Consider the following 20,207-nt stretch of genomic DNA (forward strand, 5'->3'; position numbering starts at 1 on the left):
GGATCTTGAGACCACGAACAGCCCATGGAAGGTTCATGCCGCATGATCGATGAATTCGCGAAAGACAGCCTGCACGGGAGACTGCGGCGGGACCGCAAGGCGCTGCTCTGGAAACTCGACGGCTTGTCCGAATACGACGCCCGCCGGCCTTTGACGGCGACCGGGACCAACCTTCTCGGCCTGGTCAAACACGTGGCCACCGTCGAGGCCAGGTACTTCGGCGAGGTCTTCGACCGCCCTTCCCCGGAACCGCTGCCCCGCTGGCAGGACTACAACGGCAGCGATCTGTGGGCGGCCGAGGACGAGACCCGCGATCAGATCACCGGGTTCTACCGGCGCACGTGGGAACACGCGGACGCAACGATCAACGAGCTTCCCCTCGACGCCCCCGGCCACGTGCCGTGGTGGCCGGAGCCTCATCCCAACACGAACCTGTTCGCCGTCATGCTCCACGTCCTCACCGAGACCATCCGGCATGCCGGGCACGCCGACATCCTGCGCGAGGGCCTCGACGGCCGGACCGGGATGCGCCCCGAACACGAGCAGCAGATCGACGAGGAAGCCCGTGCAGCCTACTGCGCGAAGATCGAGCAGGCCGCCAGGTCGGCCGCACCAATCAAGGCTTAGTCAGGCATACCAGGCAGCCCGACATCAGGTCCCCTACCGGCACTTGCGCTTTTCGAGCACCCCGGCGCCTGATATGCCTGCGTCACCCGATGCGGGCGTTCCGTCCACACCTTCGTCGTCCGCCTCCCGCCCGGGCGCGTCCGCGTCCCGCAGCAGGCGCAGGGCGCCGGCGCCCGGGGTCGAGGCGGTGAAGCTGTAGCGGCCGAGCAGGTTCAGGTTGCGGTGCGTGAGAGGGGAGTGCCGGGTGATGTCCTCCTCGCGGATCGCGTGGCCCTCGGCCTGGTAGCTGGGCGACGGCGGCGTCGACGTAACGGGTCGTCCAGAGCACGACGGTGCTGAGGGACCAGACTGAGCGAGCCGAGCTGGTCCTCCACGCCGTCCCGGTACGCCTGGTGGATGGTGCCGCGCTTGCCGTGGCACACGTCCCGGACCAGCTTGTGGCGGGAGATCGCTAGAGGTTGTCCGATGCCCCGGCCCCGCCCCGACTCTCTGATACAGATGCGGACGTTGATCAGCGAGATGCTTGAGGAACCGGCCCGAAGGTGCTTCGCAGTTCAACGCCTGGCGGACGAGGCGGTAGTCGGGCGGCGCGACGTCGCCCACGGCTACGTGATGCCGGAAGCCGCCTGACCTGCCGGAGAAGGCTCCTGTTCGGTCAGTACCGCCCTCATGACGGAAAAGGCAACGGCTCCCGGATCAAACTCAGTCGCCGTCGATGATCTGGTACAGGTAGATGATGTGGGACTCATCGTCCGGCATCGTGTTCACGTCGTTGGACTCGCTGTCGATCCGGAAGTAGAACTCGGGGGACTTGGGGCTACCGAGCTCGCCGTTGTCCCGCATCTTTGCGAGCTGCTTGACGAACGTGTTGGCGTCCGGTGTCTTGGTGCCCAGATCGCTCGCGAGCGTGCCGCCCACGACAACCTTGAGGTGGCTGTCGTCGAGGAGTACGTCCGTCGCGGCCCCGGTCGCGCTGGTCGGCTTGAAGACGGGGCCCTCGTCGCCGCACTCGTATCGGCCGAGGACGAGCCCTATCGTCGTGTTGGGGGCCTCGCCCCCGAAGTTGACGGACTCGATCATCCCGTAGGGGCCCTGACCGCCGTCGTCGCAGACCGAGCTCTGGGGCGGGGTCTGCCGGTCCGCATACTCGTATGTGTCGTCCTTGCCGCCCGAACCGCCGGTGTTCGCGCCGCCGGAATCGGCGTCCGGCTTGCTCGGGGCGCTCGCGGACGGACTCGTTTCGCCGTCGGCCTTTCCGTCGCCCTCGCCCGGCTCGCAGGCTGTGGTGGTCAGGGCCGCCGCGACGGCCACTGCCAGGGCGTACAGCTTCATCTTCTTGCGGGTGGCGCTCATGTACAGGTGGTCCCCGTGGTGGTGCGCACGTTGTGTGCATGGTCAATTCATCGGTGCCCGGGAAATGTGCCCGTGGACCGGGCGTTCCTCGCCGGCCGTAGCGCGTCTGTGGCCGGAGTACGGCATGTAGGTGCCGTACTCCGGCCACAGACGACATAGGCCTTAGCCGCAGGGGATCACGTAGCGGACGGGCATCCAGTCGCCGTGGCGGTCCTCGCTGTACGCCCGCGGCGTCTTGTAGATCATGTGGCCGCTGGGGTTGTACATCCGGGCCCGGCGGCTCTCCAGGTCGCGGGTCTGGTCGTTGATCCAGGAACCGCCCCTCCCCCAGGTGGACACGTAGTACTTCGTATTGCACTGGAACATATTGATCCGGGTCCCCTCGAAGCCGTCTTTCCGGTAGGCACAGAAGTTCCCGGACACCCCCGGAGAAAGGCACGGGTCGGCGGCGGCGCGCATCCCGTTGCCCGAGGCGAAGTCGCGCGGGTGGGCCTCGCCCGGCAGGGCGACGAGGACCTCGCCCTTGCCGTTGAGGTCGATCTTGTTGAGCGCGACCTGGGTCCCGCCCATCTTCTTCAGGTAGCGGTCCACGTCCGCCTGCAGCGCCGTGGTCTGCGCACTGGTCAGGTGCGCGGACTCGGCCTGCTGGGCGAAGCGCGAGGCGGCCGGCGCCGCCGGTCCTGCCGCGGCCGTGCCCACGCCCGTGACGAGCATGAGCAAACCGCCCGCCGCCGCGATACCGCTCTTGTGCATGTACCTCATATCTCTCCTTCGAGTCACGGGCACGGCTCGTGCCCACGGCCGCATGCCGCCGGATCCCGGGGCGTGCCGTTCGGTTGGTTCGGCACCGAGTTCATCGGGCTGGGGGTTGTTGCTCAGCCCTGTCCCGGGCGTGAAACAAAGCAGGTCACAGGCTTCGGTTGGCGAAATGGTGTCTTTCGCGGTGGTGGGGCGCGTGTTGGGATGAGACGCCGCTGCTGGTCACGGGGCGGCACGGGGGAAGGAAGCGATATGGGGCGTCCGGAGGCGGACCTCGATCCGGGGCTGGGGCCGGTCCAGCGGTTTGCGTTCGAGTTGCGCAAGCTGCGTCAGGAGGCGGGCGGCATCACCTATCGGCAGATGGCCCGGCAGGTGGAGGTCTCGGTGTCGACCCTGTCGAGGGCGGCCAAAGGGGAGCAACTGCCTTCCCTTCCGGTGGCCTTGGCCTATGCGCGGGCGTGCGGTGGCGATACGGAGGAGTGGGAGCGGCGCTGGCGCGAGGCGGTCATGGAGCAGGCCCGGGCTGCCGACCTCGTGGCGGACGAGACCACCGCTTCCCCCTACCGTGGCCTGGCCCGGTTCGATGTGGGCGATGCGGAGCTCTTCTTCGGCCGGGACGAGGTGACCGATGCGCTGGTCCGCGCGGTGACGGAGCACCGGGTGTTCGCGGTCTTCGGGCCGTCCGGCAGCGGCAAGTCATCCCTGCTGCGGGCGGGGCTGATTCCCCGCCTGCGCAGCCTCGACGGACCGGACCGGCCGGCGGCGGTGCGGATCCTCACCCCGGGCGAGCACCCGCTGCGCACCCACGACACCGTGTGCGTACCGGCCGCGGGCGAGGGGGACACCTGGCTGGTCGTGGACCAGTTCGAGGAGGTCTTCACCCTCTGCCGCGACACCGCAGAGCGGGCCGGCTTCCTGGCCCGTCTGCTGGCCGCCGCCGAGCCCGCAAGCCGGCTACGCGTCGTCCTCGGTGTTCGCGCCGACTTCTACGGCCGCTGCGCCGAGCACCGCGAGCTCGCCGACGCCCTGCGGGAAGCCAACCTGCTGGTAGGACCGATGAGCCCGGCCGAGCTGCGCGAGGCCGTCGTCAAGCCCGCGCAGTCGGCCGGACTGATCGTCGAACGTGAGCTGACCGCCCGCCTGGTGGAGGAGGTGGACGGCGAGCCGGGCGGCCTGCCGCTGCTCTCCCACGCCCTGCGGGAGACCTGGCGGCGCCGCCGCGGTCGCACGCTCACCATGGAGGCATACGACGCGGCGGGCGGCGTGCACGGCGCGATCACGCAGACAGCGGAGGAGGTCTATGGCCGCCTCTCTGCCGGCCACGCGGAGCTGGCCCGGATGATCCTGCTGCGGCTGATCGCCCCCGGCGAGGGCTCCCCGGACACCCGACGCCCGGTCGACCGGAGCGAACTCGACCTCGGCACCGCCTCCCAGGACGACATCGCCCTGGTCCTGGACCGGCTGGCCCACGCCCGGCTGCTCACCCTCGACGAGGACACCGTCGACGTCGCCCATGAGGCCCTGATCTCCGCCTGGCCCCGGCTGCGCGGGTGGATCGAGGAAGACCGTGAGCGGCTGCGCATCCACCGCCGGCTGACCGAGGCAGCGCGCGCCTGGGACGACCTCGGACGCGACCCGGGGGCCCTGTACCGAGGCACCAGACTGGCCACCGCCGAGGAGGCCTTCGCCCCGCTCGGACGCAGCACTGCCCTCACCGTGCTGGAGGCGGACTTCCTCACCGCAAGCGCCGCAGCACGCGATCAGGAACGGCAGGCGGCGACCCGGGCCGCACGCCGGCTGCGCACGCTGGTCGGCTCACTGTCCGCTTTGGTGGTGCTCGCCCTCCTGGCGGGCATCGTCGCCTGGCAGCAGACTCAGCAGAGCGACCAGCAGCGGGTTCTCGCCGCCGCCCGCAGGGCCGCCACCGTGGCAGACGGGCTGCGCTCCTCCGACCCCCGGCTGGCACTCCAACTCAGCGTCGCCGCCTGGGAACTGAGCCATACTCCGGAGACCGAATCGGCACTGCTGGGCGCCTTGGAGCAGCGGGAGCGGGCGAAGTTCGAGCCGCCGACCTCCGACGACGACTACGAGCAGTTCCTGAGCGACGGAGGCCGCACCTTCACCCGCATCGAGAACGAGAAGCGGCGCATCACGGTGTGGGACGCGGAGACGGGCCGGGTGGCCGGCACCTACTCCTCCGTGCCGGGTCACACGGACCCGGAGGTATTCGTCCCTCCTCAGCACAGCCCCGACGGCGCGGCGCTCGCCGTCCCCACGGGCTCCGGAAGGCAGGTGCGTTTGTGGGACATCCGCGCCGGACGGTACCGCGGCCCCGCCTTCGGCCCCTCCCGTTCTGCCTCCGGCTCCACCTCGTCCTCCACAGGATTCAGCAGCAGCGGGCGGACGATGTACTTCAACACCGCCGACCGCGGCACAGAGGTGTGGGACACGCGCACCGGGCGGCGGCTGCTCTCCGTCCCGGATGCCCCCCATGCGGTGGCGGCGGACGTCAGCGTGGACGGCCGCCTGCTGGCTTTCTGCACCGTGGACGATCACGTCGAGCTGTGGGACATGCGCCAGGAGCGCCGATCGGCTGCCGAGTGGAGCACGAACGTTCCCTGCTCGACCCTGCAATACATACAGTTCTCGCCCGACGGAAACACCCTGGCGGTGGCGGATGAGCAGGGACTGCGGCGCTGGCGGCTCTCCTCCGGGAAGGAACTGCCCATGCTCCGCCAGACGGGCCCGGAGCAGTACGCCTTCAGCGACGACGGCAAGTTCGTGGCGAGCGCGGGCAGGAACGAGATTCTGCTCTGGCGCCTTGACCGGCCGCAGGCCTCGGTCTTCCGCCACGCACTGGCCGACGAGTACGGGGTCCCCGGCGGCATCGAACTCGACATGAGTTCCCGTGCGATCCGCTACATCGGAAGCGGGACCGGCACCCGACCCGTGGTGCACACTCTCGACCTGGGCCGGTCCATTACCTCCTCCTGGCGTGCGCAACCCGTCAACAACGCCACGTTCAGCGCGGACGGCAGCACGCTGGCCCTGGCCCACGAGGGCGCCCGCGCCGACCACTTCACCCTGCTCGACGCGCGCAGCGGCAAGGCCATGGCGACCGTTCCCGGGCTGGAGCGGTCTGCCCCGGCCGGGGAAAACGGCCCGTTCCTGCCGATGTCGCTGAGCGCCGAGGGGGACCGCTTCTCCTACGGCCTCGACGAAGACCCGATCCTGCACGGCGCAGACGGGATCCGCGTGTGGGATACGAGGAGAAACCGGCAGGTCACGGCGCTCACCCCCGGGAACGCGGACATCCAGTTCATGTCAGTGACCCTCAGTCCGGACGGCCGGAAGGTGATGACCACCGGAGCGGAAGGCGGAATCAAGGTCTGGGACACCCGCAGTGGAAAGCGGCTGCGCACTCTGCCCGAGCCGAACCGTGGCATCCGCGATGAGCAGGTCCAGGGAGTCGGCGCGCTCAGTGCCGACGGCACGAAGCTCCTGACGGACGCCGGTGCCCTGATCAGAGTGTCCGACGGCAAGACCCTGCCCGACGAACTCGGGGAATGCATGGACTGCTTGTTCGCGTTCAGCCCGGACGCGCGCCGGATCGCCGTGGCGGCGACGTACCAGGGAAAGGTGTCCCTGTGGGACGGCACCCTGCGTACGCCGCTGGGCACACTGTCCGGCACCCTCTCCCGCGCCACATACGGCGCACGCGAGGTACCGACCGCGATGGCCTTCTCCCCGGACGGCACCACCCTCGCCGTCGCCGGGGAACAGGGCACCCTCCAGCTGTGGGACATGACCTCCCAGCAACCTCTCGGCCCCGCGCTGCGCACTCCGGGCGACGGCATCCTGTCCCTGGCCTTCAGCCCGGACGGCGGCACACTGTACGCCGCCGGTGAACACGTGCCGTGGCAGAAGTACGACATCGATCCGGATCGAGCCCTCGACACGGTCTGCGCACGCGCCGGAGCCCCGCTGTCCCCAGCCGCCTGGAACAGGTTCCTCCCCGAAATCCCCTACCGGCAGCTGTGCCGGCCCTGAGCGCACGCAGTCCCCCGAGCGCCCCACCACGTCCACAAGGCGCCCTACCCGAACCTGATCTCCACCGATGCCGACCTGCCCCGGGACCTGCGCCGCCGCGGCACGTGTACGCCGGCTACCCCACCCCCCGGGGATATGGCTGCGGACCCCGTTATCTGCGCGGACGTACAGCATCCGGTCAGTAGTCATCCCGTTGTTGTGCGGGTGGAAGTCGAGGTCGGCGAGCGCCGCGTGGTAAGGCGCAGCGTGCGTGAGGTCGTGGACGGCGGCCATCAGGTCGATGACGGGCTTGGCCGCCGGCCCCGGGACAGCTGTTGAGCCGATGTGCTCGATCTTCACGAACAGCCCAGATGCCGCTGCCCGGAGAGCATCGATGGCGCTAGCGGCATGCCGGGGCCAGCTCGGGTCATAGTCGGCTACGTGGATGGCGCTGGGCTCTGACACACCACGCCCGCCCTCAAGGTTGGAAAGGCTCTGTGTCCGCTTCTTGGTCGAAGGGTGCGCGGTGATGCTCGGCCAGGAACGCGAACACACTCCCGGCCGGGATCAGATCCCGGCAGGTCTCCCACACGTCCGGCCCGACCATCTCGCCGACCCACTCGCCCATCGCCAAATGACGAGTCCGGCCCTGCCGCTCACGCGGCAGGGCCAGAACCCAAGATGTTCATCGACCTTCTAGGGGGCTCCTGATGGATCTGGGCGTCCCGGGACGCTCAGCCGCCGTACTCGATCGCCACGCCGCCGACGCCACTGCTCAACGGGCCGCAGCCGATACTGACAGTGGTGGTCCCGCCCGGCGACACATATGCCCAATTCGAGTAAGCGTCGGGGGACCAGCCGCAGATGGCGTGTACGGAGAACGCATGTAGCTGCGTCCCGGGGTTGTAGCACTCGCCGTAGGCGCGATTGTCCGCGACCCAGGCGCTGCACCGCAGCACATTGCCCTCCGCGGCCGCCGCGGGCGAGGCGGTCACAAGACCGGCTCCGCCGGCGAGAGCGATCCCCGCTGCTCCGGTGACGAGTGCGCGTTTCCAGAGGATCTTCATGTCCTGCCCTTCTGTTCCGCCCTGTGCCGGGCGTCCTGCGCGAAAGGGTAGGAGACAGGCAGGCAGGCGGGATCCTGACAGATGTCAGGGCTCCCGAGCATGGGCACGGCGAGGCCCGGTGTGCTGCGCACGATGGTCACGGCAGTCCTTGAGGTGCTCCCCTCGCGCACAGGCTGAGGGGATGGGGGTGAAGCAGGGTGAGGACTGAGCCTGTCCGGCCAAGACGTGGCTGCGCACTGCTCGCTGCCACCGGCCCAGATCGTCATGCCGTAGACCCGCGGGCCGAGCCCTCCCGAGGAGCGCTTGCATGACACGGGCGCCATCCTGCCGAAGACAACGCCAGCGGCAGCCGTGGATCCTTTCGGCCCAGCAGCAGCCCCGGCTGCCCTCGCGCCCACTCCGCAGCAGGCCATGACCACTGCCGCCGCCAAGGCGTTCGTCATCCTGGACGGCACCGTGCTACTCATCGATCGCATCGCCGCCGACCGACCGCTCCACTCAGGCAAGCACAAGAAGCACGGCATGAACGTGCAGGTTCTCACCGACCCGTTCGGAAAGCTGATCCGGGCCTCACCGACCCTGCCCGGTGCGGTCCACGACATCAGGGCCGCCCGTGCCCACGGCCTACTGGACGTTCTCGACACGACCGGCGTCATCTGCTGGGCGGACAAGGCGTACCAAGGCGCCGGCCACGCTGTTCGCGTTCCCTACCGCCACCGCTGGGACAAGCTCCCTGCGGGCCAGAAGGCCGTCAGTCGCGCTCACGCGAAGATCCGCGCGCTCGGCGAGCAAGCCATGGCGGCCCTCGGGACCTGGCGGCTCCTGCGCGAGCTTCGGTGCAGCACCACCCGCATCACCGACCTGGTCAAGGCCGTCCTCACCTTGGAGCTGACCGCCCCAGCCTGAGGATGCAAGATCCTCACTGATCGGCGTTGCTCAACCGACCGGTCCCGTCGCCGCGAGCACGTACTGCCGGTTCGAGCAGCGACAACGTCCTCTCCTCCGCGTCGAGGGCGACGCGGATACCGACCGGCATCGGCAGATTCGGGCCTGCGTGCCCGACCTCGACGTTGCCCAGGACCGGAATGTCACGGTCGCCGAGGACGTCGAGGACGATCTCGGCCAGGGTCGGGGAGCCGTCTGGTGAGTCGAGCCCGTCGATCGCCTCCGGAACGCCCACGACCATGCCGGCGATCCGATCGAGGACGCCACTGTGCCGCAGTATCTGCAGGTAGCTCCACACGTGGGATGCCTGGCCGCCCAGCTCCTCCCAGAACAGCACCGCGCCGTCGAAGCATTCGAGCGGCAGCGCGAAAGGCGTCGCCTGCGCAAGCACGATGCGGTTGATGACCCCACCGATCAGCGGACCTTCGGCCCGCCCGGCACGCCAGCATTCCCACGACGGACTGGCAGGCAGCGCACCGATCGGCTCTGTGTCGGTCAGCAGCGTCGCGTACAGCTTCCCCAGCTCCGTCCGGCGGGCAGCGGACGCTCTTTGCCAGTGCCCGCCGAGACCTGGCGTGGCCACGTCGGCATGGAATCCGACCAGGCCCGTGCGCGCGTAGAGCACCAGGTGCAGCAGGGAGATGTCGCTGTAGCCGAGGATCGGTTTGGGGTCGGCCCTGATCGCGTCGAAGTCGATCAGGTCGAGGTATCCGAATACTGTCTGGCCACCGTCGTGCGCGACGATCGCGCGCACCTCGGGGTCACGCAGCAGACTGTTGAACTCCTTGGCGATCTCGTCCGGCCGCGCCGCGCTCCACCAGCGGCGCCGTCCAGCTTCGAGGAGCGGCGCGAGACGCACACGGAATCCCATCCCCTCGATCTCGGCCACCGCCCGTTCGAGATCGGGCACGTACCTGGCGTCGAGCGGCCCGGACAGCGCCGCGACGACGACAAGGTCTCCGGGCACGAGAGCCCGAGGCCGCAGCAGTTGGGACGGCTGGGGCAGTGCGGTGAGAGTCACCGAGGAAGTATCCCGGCGCCTGCGACGACACGCGACACATTTACCGATCGGCTCCCTCCTCAGGTTGGCAAAGGCTCCCTACGTTGTTCTGCGGGAGGCGGTGAGCCTCTCCGCAGGCAGTCAGTGACCCTCAACTGCCCCAGTTACACCACTCGTTCGACAGTCCCCTACCTGGAAGTGGGTGAAGAGCGGCCGGATATCAGCGAGACAGCGCCAGGCGCCGGACCACCTTCGACCCCGGCCACAGCGCCCATGACCGCTCCCGCCGTACGCCTGTGACCTGGTTACGGGCCCGCCTCGTTCCCAGGCCGGCCATCGCCCGACGCCGACGCAATCGGCCGCATCCTCCCCCGCCATGCAGGTGGCGCCGAAGCCAGTCCGTGTCCACTGGCACGGCCGGGCCTCCGGCGCCGCCGCACCCGCAGGCATCGTGCTACAGCCGAGACCGGTCCAACCATGAACTGTGCGCCCGGTGCGGTCGTACGGGCGAGATACGCCGGACCGGCGACCATGCGGGCGTGTGCTTCGCGTGCGTACGGGCCCCCGTCGCCCTGTGCTCCGTCTGCGGGCGGTTGCCCCCGTGCTACCGCGTGGACACCGCCTCGCCCCGGTGCCCGGAGTGTTCCCGAGTGACACGTCGCACCCGATCGGTCTCCGGCGGCGAGGGCGTCCGGGCCAGGATCGAGGCTGTACGCCAGATCCTCGCCGGGCAGTGACGCGCCCGACCCCCGCACGCGTCCGGGCCCCGCTCACCATGCCAGTGCGGTTGCGGTTCCTTCAGCGGCACATCCTCGGGGCCGCGGCCGGTCTCCCGGGCGAGCATCTGGAGCACTACGACGAGAACGCCGCGGATGCCCGACGTCGTCCCAGTGGAACTCAGTGCGCCGGGCAGGCGGCCGATCCGCTCCGCCGACCTGATCGGCTGCGGCGTCATGGGTTTCTCGTTGCTCCACAGCGCGGCCGATGAGTTTGTGGCTCCCGGCCGGTCCAAGCTCGTGACAGCCTAGGAAAGGACACCGCCATGTCGGAGCTCCTCGTCGACTTCATCACCTCCCTCGACGGCCACGCATCCGGAGAGGGATGGCCCGGGTTCTGGGGGCTCGAGGGCCCGGAATACCTCGCATGGCTCGGCGAGCAGCCCGAGGCCACCTACCTGATGGGAGCGAACACCTACCGCCTGATGTCGGGCTTCGCCGCGGGCGAGGTCCCGAATGGTCAAGACGAGTTCAGGCCCGAAGAAGAGGCGTCCGTCGACTCGCTCACGCAAGCGTCCAAGGTGGTGTTCTCCTCCTCGCTCGAGGAGCCACTGACGTGGGCCAACTCCACGCTCGTCCGCGACGACGCCGTCGAGGCGGTCCGCGCCATGAAGTCGAGTGGCTCGGGGCTCCTCAGCACGATCGGCAGCCTCAGCCTGTGCCGGTCCCTGCTACGAGCCGGACTCGTCGACCGCTTCCGGGTCGTGATGTTCCCGGTGATCACCGGGGCCACGGGCGAAGAACGCATCTACGACGGTTATCCGGACGTTGCCCTCGAGATGATCGAGCACCGCACCTTCGACGGCCGTATCCAGCTGGTCGAGTACAAGCCCCGCGTGCTCGAGCACCCGCCGCTCGGCGTCACTGCGTGACGCCGCCCCGTCCGCCGGTCTGGACGGCCGCCAGGCCAGCGCCGCGGGCGCGGAGCAAGACCTACCGCCAACGTCAGGACGCCCGGTCCAGGTCGCGACGCGGTTGAGGGAGACAGGGTTCCTCTCGCCCCCGGAGGCGATCCCGTGCCCGTACACGGCCAGGAGACCAGCGATGTCCGACAAGCCCGCCGTGCTGTTCGTCCGCGTCCACAACGCCGGCCGCTCACTGATGGCCGCCGCCTGGCTGAGCCACCTCGCCGGCGACCGCATCGAGGTCTGCTCCGCCGCTTCGGCCCCCGCCGGCCAGGTCAACCTCGCCGCCGTCGAAGCCATGGCTGAGGTGGGCATCGACATCACCGCCGAACAGCCCAAGCTCCTCACCGTCGACGCGCTCCGGGCCTCCGACGTGTGCATCACCATGGGCTGCGGCGACGCCTACCCCTGTCCGGCCAGCTCGGCAGCCGACGCGCAGGCCCGAGCGCGCGGGCGGTACAAGCTGGCCGTCGAAGGTCGCCGCACACTTCCTGCCGCCGATTCACTCAGCGCCTGCCCAACGCCCGCCGCTCTCCGCCATGGGGGCACGGAACCGCTCGATCGCGGCCGCACGTGTGGCGCCTGGTCCCATTTCGCGCCGTACTCGCCGGTGGGCATACGCCAGGTCCGTACACGGTATTCGGCAACGCCGTCCGGCGCTGCGAAGACCCGGTGCGGCACGGCGAGCGGCCGGATCGACGTCGCGGGGGAAGAACCGACTCTGAGCACGACGTAGGACCAGCCGGTCTCTTCCTTGGCTTTGTATCCGAGAGCGGGCTCATCTTCACCCGGCTCCGGCATATCGCCCAGGCGGCGTACGAGCGCATCGTCGGCCTCGTACTGGACCAGGTCGCCGTCGACGGGCCGATCACCGCACGCCCGGAGGCGGGGAAGCCGCCGGACGCTCCCCGGTCGACCGGGGCAAACAGGGCCTCAAACCTTCGGGGATGACAGACGGGTACGGCATCCCGCTGGGCCGCGTCCTGGCCGGAGCGAACTGCCATGACTCGCCGCTGCTCGCCCCGACCCTGGATGTTCTGGACGGCCTGGGCCCGCTGCCCGACGACACCACCGTGCACACGAGGGCGAGAGAACTCCCGTCCGGGCCACCGGGCGCCGGCGCGTAGAGCGCACCCACGCCTGGCAGAACGCCTTCCACCGTCTCGCACGCTGCTACGAACGCCGGATCGACGTCATCAACGCCTTCTTCGACCTCACGGATGCCGTCATCACCGTGCGTACCAGCTCCAGCGAAGCACCAATGGAGAACGCGCTGTACCTACCAGAGCCCTGGCGGCCGTCGGCGGCGGTCGGTCACGGCATTGCCGCGAATGCCTCCCGATGGTCGCGTGCCCACTGCTCAAACGTGCCCGCCGGCCGGCCGAGCACCCGCGGCACGTGGTCGGTGACGTAGGCCGCACCGCCGGCGCGCGCCCAGCCGATCCCGGTGACCATCCCGGTCGACAACTGGTCGAACGCATTCGTGTCGGTGATCCTGACTGGCCGTTCCAGCACTCCCTCCAGGATCGCCGCCTGGTCTGCGAACGTCAGCAGCTCCGGCCCGGTCAGGTCGTACCGCTGCCCGTCGTGCGCCTCGCCGGTCATGGCGGCGACGGCGACCGCGGCCACGTCCCTCGGATCGACGATGGCCTGCCGGGAGTCGCCGGCCAGGTTCGGGATCGGCTCTCCGGCCTGGATAAGCGCCCGGTACCACAAGAAGTTCGAGGCGAAGCTCGGCGGGCGAAGCATCGTCCACACGAGCCCGCTGGCCTCGATCGCCTCCTCCGCGGCGAGGTGCCACGCGCCGACGGTCGCCCCGTCGAACCGCTCGCCGCTGCCGATGGCGGACAGCTTGACGATCTTACGGACCCCGGCCGCCCGCGCGGCCGTGACCAGGGCGATGTCGTGGTCCGCGGTTGGTACGGGGGGCACGGTTACGAGGAAGACCGTGTCGACGTCGGCCACCGCGCGCGCCAGCGACGCCGGGTCGTCGAAGTCGGCCCGCACCCCGCCGGGCCGCTCGCGGCGGGACATCGCCCGGAACGGTACGCCCCGCTCGGTGAGCAGACGGACGACGTGATTACCGATGGTGCCGGTAGCACCAGTAACAAGGATCATGTCCCGACGATGACAGCGCTCTTACACCTCGTGATAGGAAGTTTCGGCACTATCGTGGGCCGCGTGGGTTCTCTCGTCGTGCCGCCTGCCCTTCTGCGGTGGGTGGCCGGGATCGATGTCGCTACGGCGGCCGGTTCGGCGGCGGTCGATGTGCCCGATCACGCCACCACGCTTCTCCTGCGCACTGACAAGCGCGAGCTGATCGTCATGGGCCCCCGCACCCGGGCCGCCTATCACGTCGCCGCGCCCGGCCACTCGTGCGTGCGGGTTCGTATGCGGCCGGGTCGTGCCCAAGCCCTGATCGGCCGTCCCCTGCGTGACTTCGCCGACCGGGCCCTGCTGCTCCGCGAACTACCGGGCCTGGACATCGACCAGTTCGCCGCCGACCCGGTCACCGCTCTCGAAAACGCATGGGCCGACCGCCCGGAGCCGTCGGAGCGGCTCGAAGAGGCGGCGCGTCTACTGGCCGGCAGCACTGTCGCCGAGACCGCGGCCCGGTTGCACATCAGTGAGCGCCGCCTGCACGCCCTGTTCACCGAAGGCACCGGTTTGTCCCCCAAGCACTTCGCACGCATCGACCGCGTTCGCACCGTGCTCGCGGCAGGTGTGGGCCGATGGGCGGACATCGCCGCGACGGCCGGCTACTACGACCAGTCCCACATGACGGCCGAGTTCCGCCACTTCATGGGTGTCCCACCGGCCGCGTTCACCGCGGGTCGGCGCCCCGCCGCGACTTCGTGCAGAGCGGTCACACTCCGATGAAGCTCACTGTTTCTGTCATGTCCGCCCGCCCGGTACGCAGCCGTGGCACGCCTTCCTTCTCGAATCCCACCGCGACACCGCAGAACAGTACGAGCCCGTCGTCGGCTCCGACCATCCGGCTGACGGTCTGGCGATACATCGTCCACATCACCTGGGGGCAGCTGTGCAACCCTTCCGCCCTGAGCAACAGCATGACCGTCTGCAGGTACATCCCCGCGTCCCCCCACTGCCCGGGCCCCATCGTCCGGTCGAGGTAGCAGAACAGTACGACCGGTGCCCCGAACGCCTCCGAGTTCAAGGCGGCGATCTTCGTGGGCCTCTCGGGGTCGTCGCGCTCGATTCCCAGCGCCTTGTACCGCTGGGCGGCCGCGGTGGAGAAGCGTTCCAGATACGGCGAGGTCAGTTCGGCCGGGTACATCGGATACTCCCGCTCATCACCCGGGTCTCCCGCCAGTGCCCTGGCCGTCGCGCGCCTCTTCAGTTCGGCCAGGGGCTCGCCGGTCACGACATACACATGCCACGGCTGGAGGTTCCCACTCGACGGAGCCTGCGTCGCTGTGGCCAGCACTCGTTCGAGTACCTCTTTGGGCACTGGCTCATCGCTGAACGCCCGTACGGCCCGGCGACTGTTCACGGCTTCGTAGACGTGCACGCCTTCTTGTCCTCTCACTCCACGCTGATGCTTCTGGCCCGCTCCTGCCATGTCTCCGCCCGCTCCGGAGCGATATGCCCGACCGGACGTCGACGCGGTCGCCGGTTGCCGCCCGTGCCCAGCGTGATCCCGCTGCACGCCGCCAGGACTGAACCAGGTGCCGCGGCGGGGCGGAACGTCGTTGAGACGTGACGCCAGGCCGGCGGTGCCGCCTGGCCACCTCCAGGTGCTCGGGCGTATCTGCGGCGCACAGTGGCTCTCCGGGACTCTCGATCAGCTCAGGGGGAATGCCGTGGACCTGTTCACGCCACCAGATTCTCCGCCTCGCGGCCGTCGACATACGTCGCCACCACCTCGATGTCGCCGATGCGCGAGGCGTCGACGCGCCGCGGGTCGTCACCGAGCACCACCAGATCGGCGCGTTTGCCCGGGGTGAGGCTGCCGGCACTGTCCTCCCAGTGGCAGGCATAGGCGCCGGCGATCGTGTAGGCACGCAGGGCGTCGTCGACGGTGATGCCCTCGTCCCGGCCGATCAGCCGGCCCGACTCGGAGGCGCGCTCGACCATGAACTGGACGGCCCGCAGTGGGGATCCGTCCGTGACGGGACGGTCGGAGCTGCCGACCAGGGTGATGCCGTGGTCGAGGAAGCTCTGGCCCCGGTACAGCCACGGTGCACGCTCTTCGCCCATGATCGCCGCATAGTCGTCGCCGAAGTAGCGCAGGAAGTTGGGCTGGACGACCGCGCTGACGCCGAGCTGCGCGAAGCGCGGAAGCTGGTTCGGGCGGATCAGGCCGGCGTGTTCGATGCGGTGCCGGGCGCCGGGGCGCGGCCGCAGACGCTGGGCGCGCTCCAGGGCGTCGAGGGCGACGTCGGCCGCGCGGTCGCCGATGGCGTGGACGGCGAGCTGCCATCCGGCGAGGTGGCCGTCCACGATCGTGTCGGCGAGCGCGTCGGGGTCGTCCTGCAACTGGCCCGCGTGGTCCAGCCCTTCGTACGGGCTGCTCAGAGCGGCCGTACGGGCCATCATGCCGCCGTCGGTGTAGATCTTCAGGGCACCCACGGAGAGCCAGTCGTCGCCGAAGCCGGTGCGCAGGCCGAGGTCGAGGGCGCGGGGGATGCCGTCGGTGTCGTGTGCGGCGACCGGGCGCAGCCGGTCGGCGGACACCATCAGCTGCACCCGCAGCGGCAACAGGCCCTTTTCTCGGGCAAGTTGGTAGGCGCCCAGCTCGACGGGGCTGTGGCCGAAGAGGGTGCCGCCGATGCCCGCCTCGGCACAGGCGGTGACGCCCTCGGCCAGACAGGTCCGGGCGGCGCGCCCGATCGCCGCGGCCAACTCCTCCTGGGAGTACGGCAGGCGCAGCGCGCGGGCGGCTCCCATGGCACCCTCGGCGAGGAAGCCGTTCTCATGCGGGATGTCGGCGGGGAGCAGGTCGAGGACGGCGCTGTTGACGACGCAGCCGTGTCCGGAGTCGTGCATCATGAACACTTTGCGCCCGTAGCTGACCTTGTCCAGTTCGGCGGCGGTCAGGTGGCGGCCCAGGGCCCGCTGGTCGTACCCGGCGATGCTCACCCAGTCGTCGGGTGAGCTCTTCCGGGAGGCGGCCTCCTCCACGACCGCGAGCACGTCGTCGATCCGCGCGCGGCCGGCGATGCTCGGGGTGACCTCCTTGAACCCGGTCCAGGGCAGATGCACATGCGCGTCGATGAACCCCGGCAGCACGGTGGCGCCCTCCAGGTCGATCACCTCGCGGGCGGGCAGGGAGGTCACGGCATCGTCGAGCCCGACGATCCGGCCCTGCCAGATGCCCAGGTCGTGGGCGACCGGGTGGTCCGGGTCCATGGTGAGGAAGCGTGCGTTGGTCAGCCGGGTGCTGAGCATCAGCGGTGTCCCCCTTGGGTGTCGGCCAGCACGGTGGCGGGCGGGTCGCCCGGCTCGCCCTCGCCCTGCGCCGCCGCGTCCTCAAGGGCGGGTCGCCTCGGTGCGGCGGGCACCATCAGCGGCGTACCGGTCTCCGGGTCGTCGATGATCCGGCAGGGCAGGCCGAAGACGTCCTCGACCAGGTCGGCGGTCATGACGTTCGCCGGGTCCCCCACGGCTGCGATCGTGCCGCCGGGGCGCATCACGATGAGGTGGGTGGCGTAGCGGCACGCCTGGTTGAGGTCGTGCAGGACGGCGACGACGGTGTGTCCCTTGCGGGCGTGAAGGTCGGCACACAGGTCGAGGACCTCGACCTGGTGGGCGATGTCGAGGTACGTGGTGGGTTCGTCGAGCAGCAGGACGGGGGTCTGTTGCGCGAGCACCATGGCCAGCCAGACGCGCTGGCGCTGGCCGCCGGAGAGGTCGTCGACGGGCCGGTCGGCGAGTTCGAGTACGCCGGTCTGGCGCATCGCCTCGCCCACGGCATCCTCGTCCTCGGCGGACCACTGCTTGAGCAGCCGCTGGTGCGGGTAGCGTCCGCGGGCCACCAGGTCGCCCACGGTGATGCCGCCCGGCGCGGTGGACGACTGGGGCAGGAGCCCGAGCCGGCGGGCGACTTCGCGGGAGCGGTACGACGCGATGGCGGCGCCGTCGAGATAGACCTCGCCCACCTTGGGCTTGAGCATCCGCGCCAGCGCCTTCAACAGGGTTGATTTACCACAGGCGTTGGGGCCGATGATCACGGTGAAGGAGTGATCGGGGATGTCGACGCCGAGGTCGGTGGTCACGGTTCTCTGGTCGTACGACAGCGTCAGGTGCTCGGCCCGCAGGCGGGACGCCGGGGCGTTCTTCGCTGTCGTCCCTGTCATACGCGGCTCGTTCCTGCTCATGCGCGGCTCGTTCCTGCTCATGCGCGGCTCTTTCGGGACTCGGTGACCAGCAGCCAGATCAGGTACAGCCCGCCGAGGGTGCCGGTCGCCGTGCCCACCGGGAGGAGGGTGGGGGCGAAGAGGCGCTGTACGGCGAGGTCGCTCGTGGTCAGCAGGACGGCGCCCATGAGGGCGGTGGGCAGCAGGGCGGGTCCGGAGGATCCGGTCAGTCTGCGGGCGAGTTGGGGTGCGGCCAGGGCGATGAACAGGATGGGGCCGGTCACGGCGGTGGCGAAGGCGGCCAGACAGACGCTGATGACGAGCAGCGCGGTGCGGGTGCGGGCCACGTTGACGCCGAGTGCGGTCGCCGTGAGATCGCCCATCTCCACCATGGACAGGCGGCGGGCCAGGACGAGGGCGAGCGGGAGGAGCAAGGCGACGGCGAGGCCGATGGCGTTGGCCTGGGTCCAACCCCGGTTGTTCAGGCTGCCGATGAGCCACGCCTGGGCCTCGATCGCCTCCTGGAAGTTCGCGCGGGTGATCAGGTACGAGTTGACGGCGAGCAGCAGGGCGCTGACGCCGATGCCGATGACGACCAGCCGGAACCCGTGCATCCCCCGCCCGACCATGAGCAGGTACACCGCGGCGGCGGTGGCGAGGCCGCCGATGAGCGCGCCCAGCGCGATCTGGGTCATGCTGCCGTGCACCACGATGATGACCACCAGCGCGCCGACGGCGGAGCCGTTGGTGAAGCCGATGACGTCGGGGCTGCCCAGGGCGTTGCCGGTCAGGCTCTGCATGATCCCCCCGCTGACCGCGAGCGCCGCGCCGACGCACACCGCGGTCACCAGGCGCGGCATGCGCAGGGTGTTGACGATGAAGTCGGCGCCAGGGTCTGCGCTGCCGGCCAGGGCCCGCAGGACCTCTCCGACGGAGAGGGCGAAGTCCCCGGTGGTCAGGCTGATGCCCATGACGACGACGAGCAGGGCGAGCAGCACGGCCGTCACGGCCACGGCACGTCCCTGGATCCGCAGCGAGACGCCGCCTCGTCCGGTGCGGACGACGAACCCGCTGACGACCCGAACGGGCGCGGTGTTCTTGCCGCCCGGGGTCGGTGGTTCGCCGGCGGCGGTGGTCCCTGCCTCCCGTACGGCACTCACAGCATGACCAGCTTTCGACGGCGGCACAGTGCGATGAACAAAGGTGCGCCCAGGAACGCGGTGACGATCCCGACTTGCAGTTCGCCCGGGGCTCCGAGCACCCGGCCCAGGACGTCCGCGCCGATCAGCAGCACGGGCGCGAGCAGCATGGAGTACGCGAACACCCACCGCTGGTCGGGGCCGACGATGAAGCGGGCCACGTGCGGTACGGCCAGGCCCACGAAGCTGATCGGTCCGACCGCGGCCGTGGCGGCGCCGCAGAGCAGCATTACGGCGACCGCGCCCAGTACCCGGGTCCGGCCGACATTCACGCCCAGGGCGCGTCCCATCTGGTCGCCCAGGGCGAGGGCGTTGAGCGACGGGGCGAGCACCAGGGCGATGAGCAGGCCCACGGCGACGAACGGCAGGACGACGTAGAGGACGTCGAAGTAGCGGCCCGTCAGGGCGCCCACCGTCCAGAAGCGGAACTGGTCGAAGGCGCGCGGCTTGAGCAGCAGCACCGCCGAGTCGAAGGCGTACAGCACGACTGTCACCGCCGCTCCCGCGACGACCATCCGGTCCGGGGTGGCGAGTTTCCGTCCCGAGGAGCCCAGCACGTAGACCACCACCGAGGTGATGGCCGCGCCGGCGAGTGCGAACCACACCTGGCCCAGCACCGAGCCCACCCCGAGGAAGGCGATGGCCGCGACCACACCGGTGGCGGCGCCCTGGCTCACGCCGAGCAGGCCGGGGTCGGCGAGCGGGTTGCGGGTCAGGGCCTGCATGAGTGCGCCGGACAGGCCGAGGGCTACGCCGACCACCAGGCCGAGAAGCGTGCGGGGGATGCGGTAGTCGTGGATGATGACCGACACCTCCGACCCGTCAGGCTGCCACAGCAGGCTCCAGGTCGAGGCGAAGGGGATGCCCCTGGTGCCCACCCACACGCTGACGAGACCGATCAGGACCAGGGCACCGAGGGCGAGCAGCAGACCCGCTCCACGCAGAGCGGCCACCGAGCGCCGCGTTCCGGGCACGATCGGATCGGTGGCCTGCTTCCCGGGTACCGCCTGGGCTTCGACCGACAACGACAACTCCCCCTGGCGGCGGCGCGATACGCGAACAGCAGAGCGTTACTTAGGTGAGCCTAAGCGCACGTCGACCGGAGGGTCAACGCGCTGTTCCAGAACGGGAACTGAGGGTCGACCATGGACTCTCGGAAGCACTCGCAGCCGACATCGAGAAACTACTTATTTAGAGTAGCCTTACCTAACCATCTGACCATCCGCG

Annotated in this window: 14 protein-coding genes and 5 pseudogenes; 7 read left to right on the forward strand and 12 right to left on the reverse strand. The window is 69.9% G+C overall.

The annotated features are described in order from the left end of the window. Positions 1 to 42: 42 nt before the first annotated feature. Positions 43 to 627 carry a DinB family protein gene (locus KUM44_RS30400; RefSeq protein WP_217212964.1) on the forward strand — a complete coding sequence of 195 codons (585 nt, stop codon included), beginning with the start codon at positions 43 to 45 and terminating at the stop codon, positions 625 to 627. 108 nt (positions 628 to 735) lie between these two features. On the opposite strand, the pseudogene KUM44_RS47715 reads toward KUM44_RS30400, so the two are convergent. The 3 genes and pseudogenes from KUM44_RS47715 to KUM44_RS30410 form a co-directional block, all read right to left on the reverse strand. After that, positions 736 to 1,073: pseudogene (locus KUM44_RS47715) on the reverse strand (Tn3 family transposase); the annotation flags it as partial. 256 nt (positions 1,074 to 1,329) lie between these two features. Beyond that, complete coding sequence (locus KUM44_RS30405) at positions 1,330 to 1,980, reverse strand: hypothetical protein (RefSeq protein WP_217212965.1); 651 nt, start codon at positions 1,978 to 1,980, stop codon at positions 1,330 to 1,332. Between the two features lie 162 nt (positions 1,981 to 2,142). After that, positions 2,143 to 2,742: a hypothetical protein gene (locus KUM44_RS30410; protein ID WP_217212966.1), complete on the reverse strand. Its 600-nt coding sequence runs from the start codon at positions 2,740 to 2,742 to the stop codon at positions 2,143 to 2,145. Positions 2,743 to 2,991: 249 nt separating this feature from the next. Between KUM44_RS30410 and KUM44_RS30415 the strand changes: the two genes are divergently transcribed. Continuing rightward, on the forward strand, positions 2,992 to 6,789 hold the full coding sequence (locus KUM44_RS30415; RefSeq protein WP_217212967.1) for a helix-turn-helix domain-containing protein: 3,798 nt from the start codon (positions 2,992 to 2,994) through the stop codon (positions 6,787 to 6,789). A 162-nt stretch (positions 6,790 to 6,951) separates the two neighbouring features. On the opposite strand, the pseudogene KUM44_RS46935 reads toward KUM44_RS30415, so the two are convergent. Next, positions 6,952 to 7,323 (reverse strand): annotated as a pseudogene (locus KUM44_RS46935) (GrpB family protein); the annotation flags it as partial. A 179-nt stretch (positions 7,324 to 7,502) separates the two neighbouring features. Then, positions 7,503 to 7,835, reverse strand: coding sequence for a hypothetical protein (locus tag KUM44_RS30425; RefSeq protein WP_217212968.1), 333 nt, complete (start codon positions 7,833 to 7,835; stop codon positions 7,503 to 7,505). Positions 7,836 to 8,216: 381 nt separating this feature from the next. Here KUM44_RS30425 and KUM44_RS30430 point away from each other — a divergent pair. Then, positions 8,217 to 8,741 (forward strand): annotated as a pseudogene (locus KUM44_RS30430) (transposase family protein); the annotation flags it as partial. A gap of 13 nt (positions 8,742 to 8,754) precedes the next feature. On the opposite strand, the gene KUM44_RS30435 reads toward KUM44_RS30430, so the two are convergent. Then, entirely contained in the window at positions 8,755 to 9,801 is a 1,047-nt protein-coding gene (locus tag KUM44_RS30435; RefSeq protein WP_217212969.1) for an LD-carboxypeptidase, read from the reverse strand. Between the two features lie 1,021 nt (positions 9,802 to 10,822). Between KUM44_RS30435 and KUM44_RS30440 the strand changes: the two genes are divergently transcribed. The 3 genes and pseudogenes from KUM44_RS30440 to KUM44_RS30450 form a co-directional block, all read left to right on the forward strand. After that, the gene (locus tag KUM44_RS30440; RefSeq protein ID WP_217212970.1) at positions 10,823 to 11,428 is read left to right on the forward strand and encodes a dihydrofolate reductase family protein; all 606 of its coding nucleotides are present in this window, start codon (positions 10,823 to 10,825) and stop codon (positions 11,426 to 11,428) included. A gap of 172 nt (positions 11,429 to 11,600) precedes the next feature. Next, positions 11,601 to 11,870 (forward strand): annotated as a pseudogene (locus tag KUM44_RS30445) (phosphotyrosine protein phosphatase); the annotation flags it as partial. Between the two features lie 371 nt (positions 11,871 to 12,241). Then, positions 12,242 to 12,704: pseudogene (locus tag KUM44_RS30450) on the forward strand (IS5/IS1182 family transposase); the annotation flags it as partial. 71 nt (positions 12,705 to 12,775) lie between these two features. Here KUM44_RS30450 and KUM44_RS30455 read toward each other — a convergent pair. Beyond that, positions 12,776 to 13,579, reverse strand: a complete 804-nt coding sequence (locus KUM44_RS30455) for an NAD(P)H-binding protein (RefSeq protein WP_217212971.1) — start codon at positions 13,577 to 13,579, stop codon at positions 12,776 to 12,778. Between the two features lie 63 nt (positions 13,580 to 13,642). Between KUM44_RS30455 and KUM44_RS30460 the strand changes: the two genes are divergently transcribed. Continuing rightward, positions 13,643 to 14,341 carry an AraC family transcriptional regulator gene (locus KUM44_RS30460; protein WP_308402768.1) on the forward strand — a complete coding sequence of 233 codons (699 nt, stop codon included), beginning with the start codon at positions 13,643 to 13,645 and terminating at the stop codon, positions 14,339 to 14,341. On the opposite strand, the gene KUM44_RS30465 is transcribed toward KUM44_RS30460, so the two are convergent. The 5 genes from KUM44_RS30465 to KUM44_RS30485 all read right to left on the reverse strand — a co-directional run bounded on the left by KUM44_RS30465 (position 14,328) and on the right by KUM44_RS30485 (position 20,005). Next, positions 14,328 to 14,993, reverse strand: coding sequence for a nitroreductase (locus KUM44_RS30465; RefSeq protein ID WP_217212973.1), 666 nt, complete (start codon positions 14,991 to 14,993; stop codon positions 14,328 to 14,330). The genes KUM44_RS30460 and KUM44_RS30465 overlap by 14 nt on opposite strands. Before the next feature lie 302 nt (positions 14,994 to 15,295). Then, positions 15,296 to 16,873: an amidohydrolase gene (locus KUM44_RS30470; protein ID WP_217212974.1), complete on the reverse strand. Its 1,578-nt coding sequence runs from the start codon at positions 16,871 to 16,873 to the stop codon at positions 15,296 to 15,298. After that, a complete protein-coding gene (locus KUM44_RS30475) occupies positions 16,873 to 17,781 on the reverse strand; it encodes an ABC transporter ATP-binding protein (protein WP_217213090.1) in 909 nt (302 codons plus the stop codon). The genes KUM44_RS30470 and KUM44_RS30475 overlap by 1 nt, the downstream gene beginning before the upstream one ends. A gap of 38 nt (positions 17,782 to 17,819) precedes the next feature. Beyond that, the gene (locus tag KUM44_RS30480) at positions 17,820 to 18,941 is read right to left on the reverse strand and encodes an iron chelate uptake ABC transporter family permease subunit (RefSeq protein ID WP_217212975.1); all 1,122 of its coding nucleotides are present in this window, start codon (positions 18,939 to 18,941) and stop codon (positions 17,820 to 17,822) included. Next, positions 18,938 to 20,005, reverse strand: coding sequence for an iron ABC transporter permease (locus KUM44_RS30485; protein WP_217212976.1), 1,068 nt, complete (start codon positions 20,003 to 20,005; stop codon positions 18,938 to 18,940). The genes KUM44_RS30480 and KUM44_RS30485 overlap by 4 nt, the downstream gene beginning before the upstream one ends. Positions 20,006 to 20,207 lie beyond the last annotated feature (202 nt).

This window comes from Streptomyces sp. AC550_RSS872 (genome assembly GCF_019049285.1).
GTDB lineage: Bacteria > Actinomycetota > Actinomycetes > Streptomycetales > Streptomycetaceae > Streptomyces.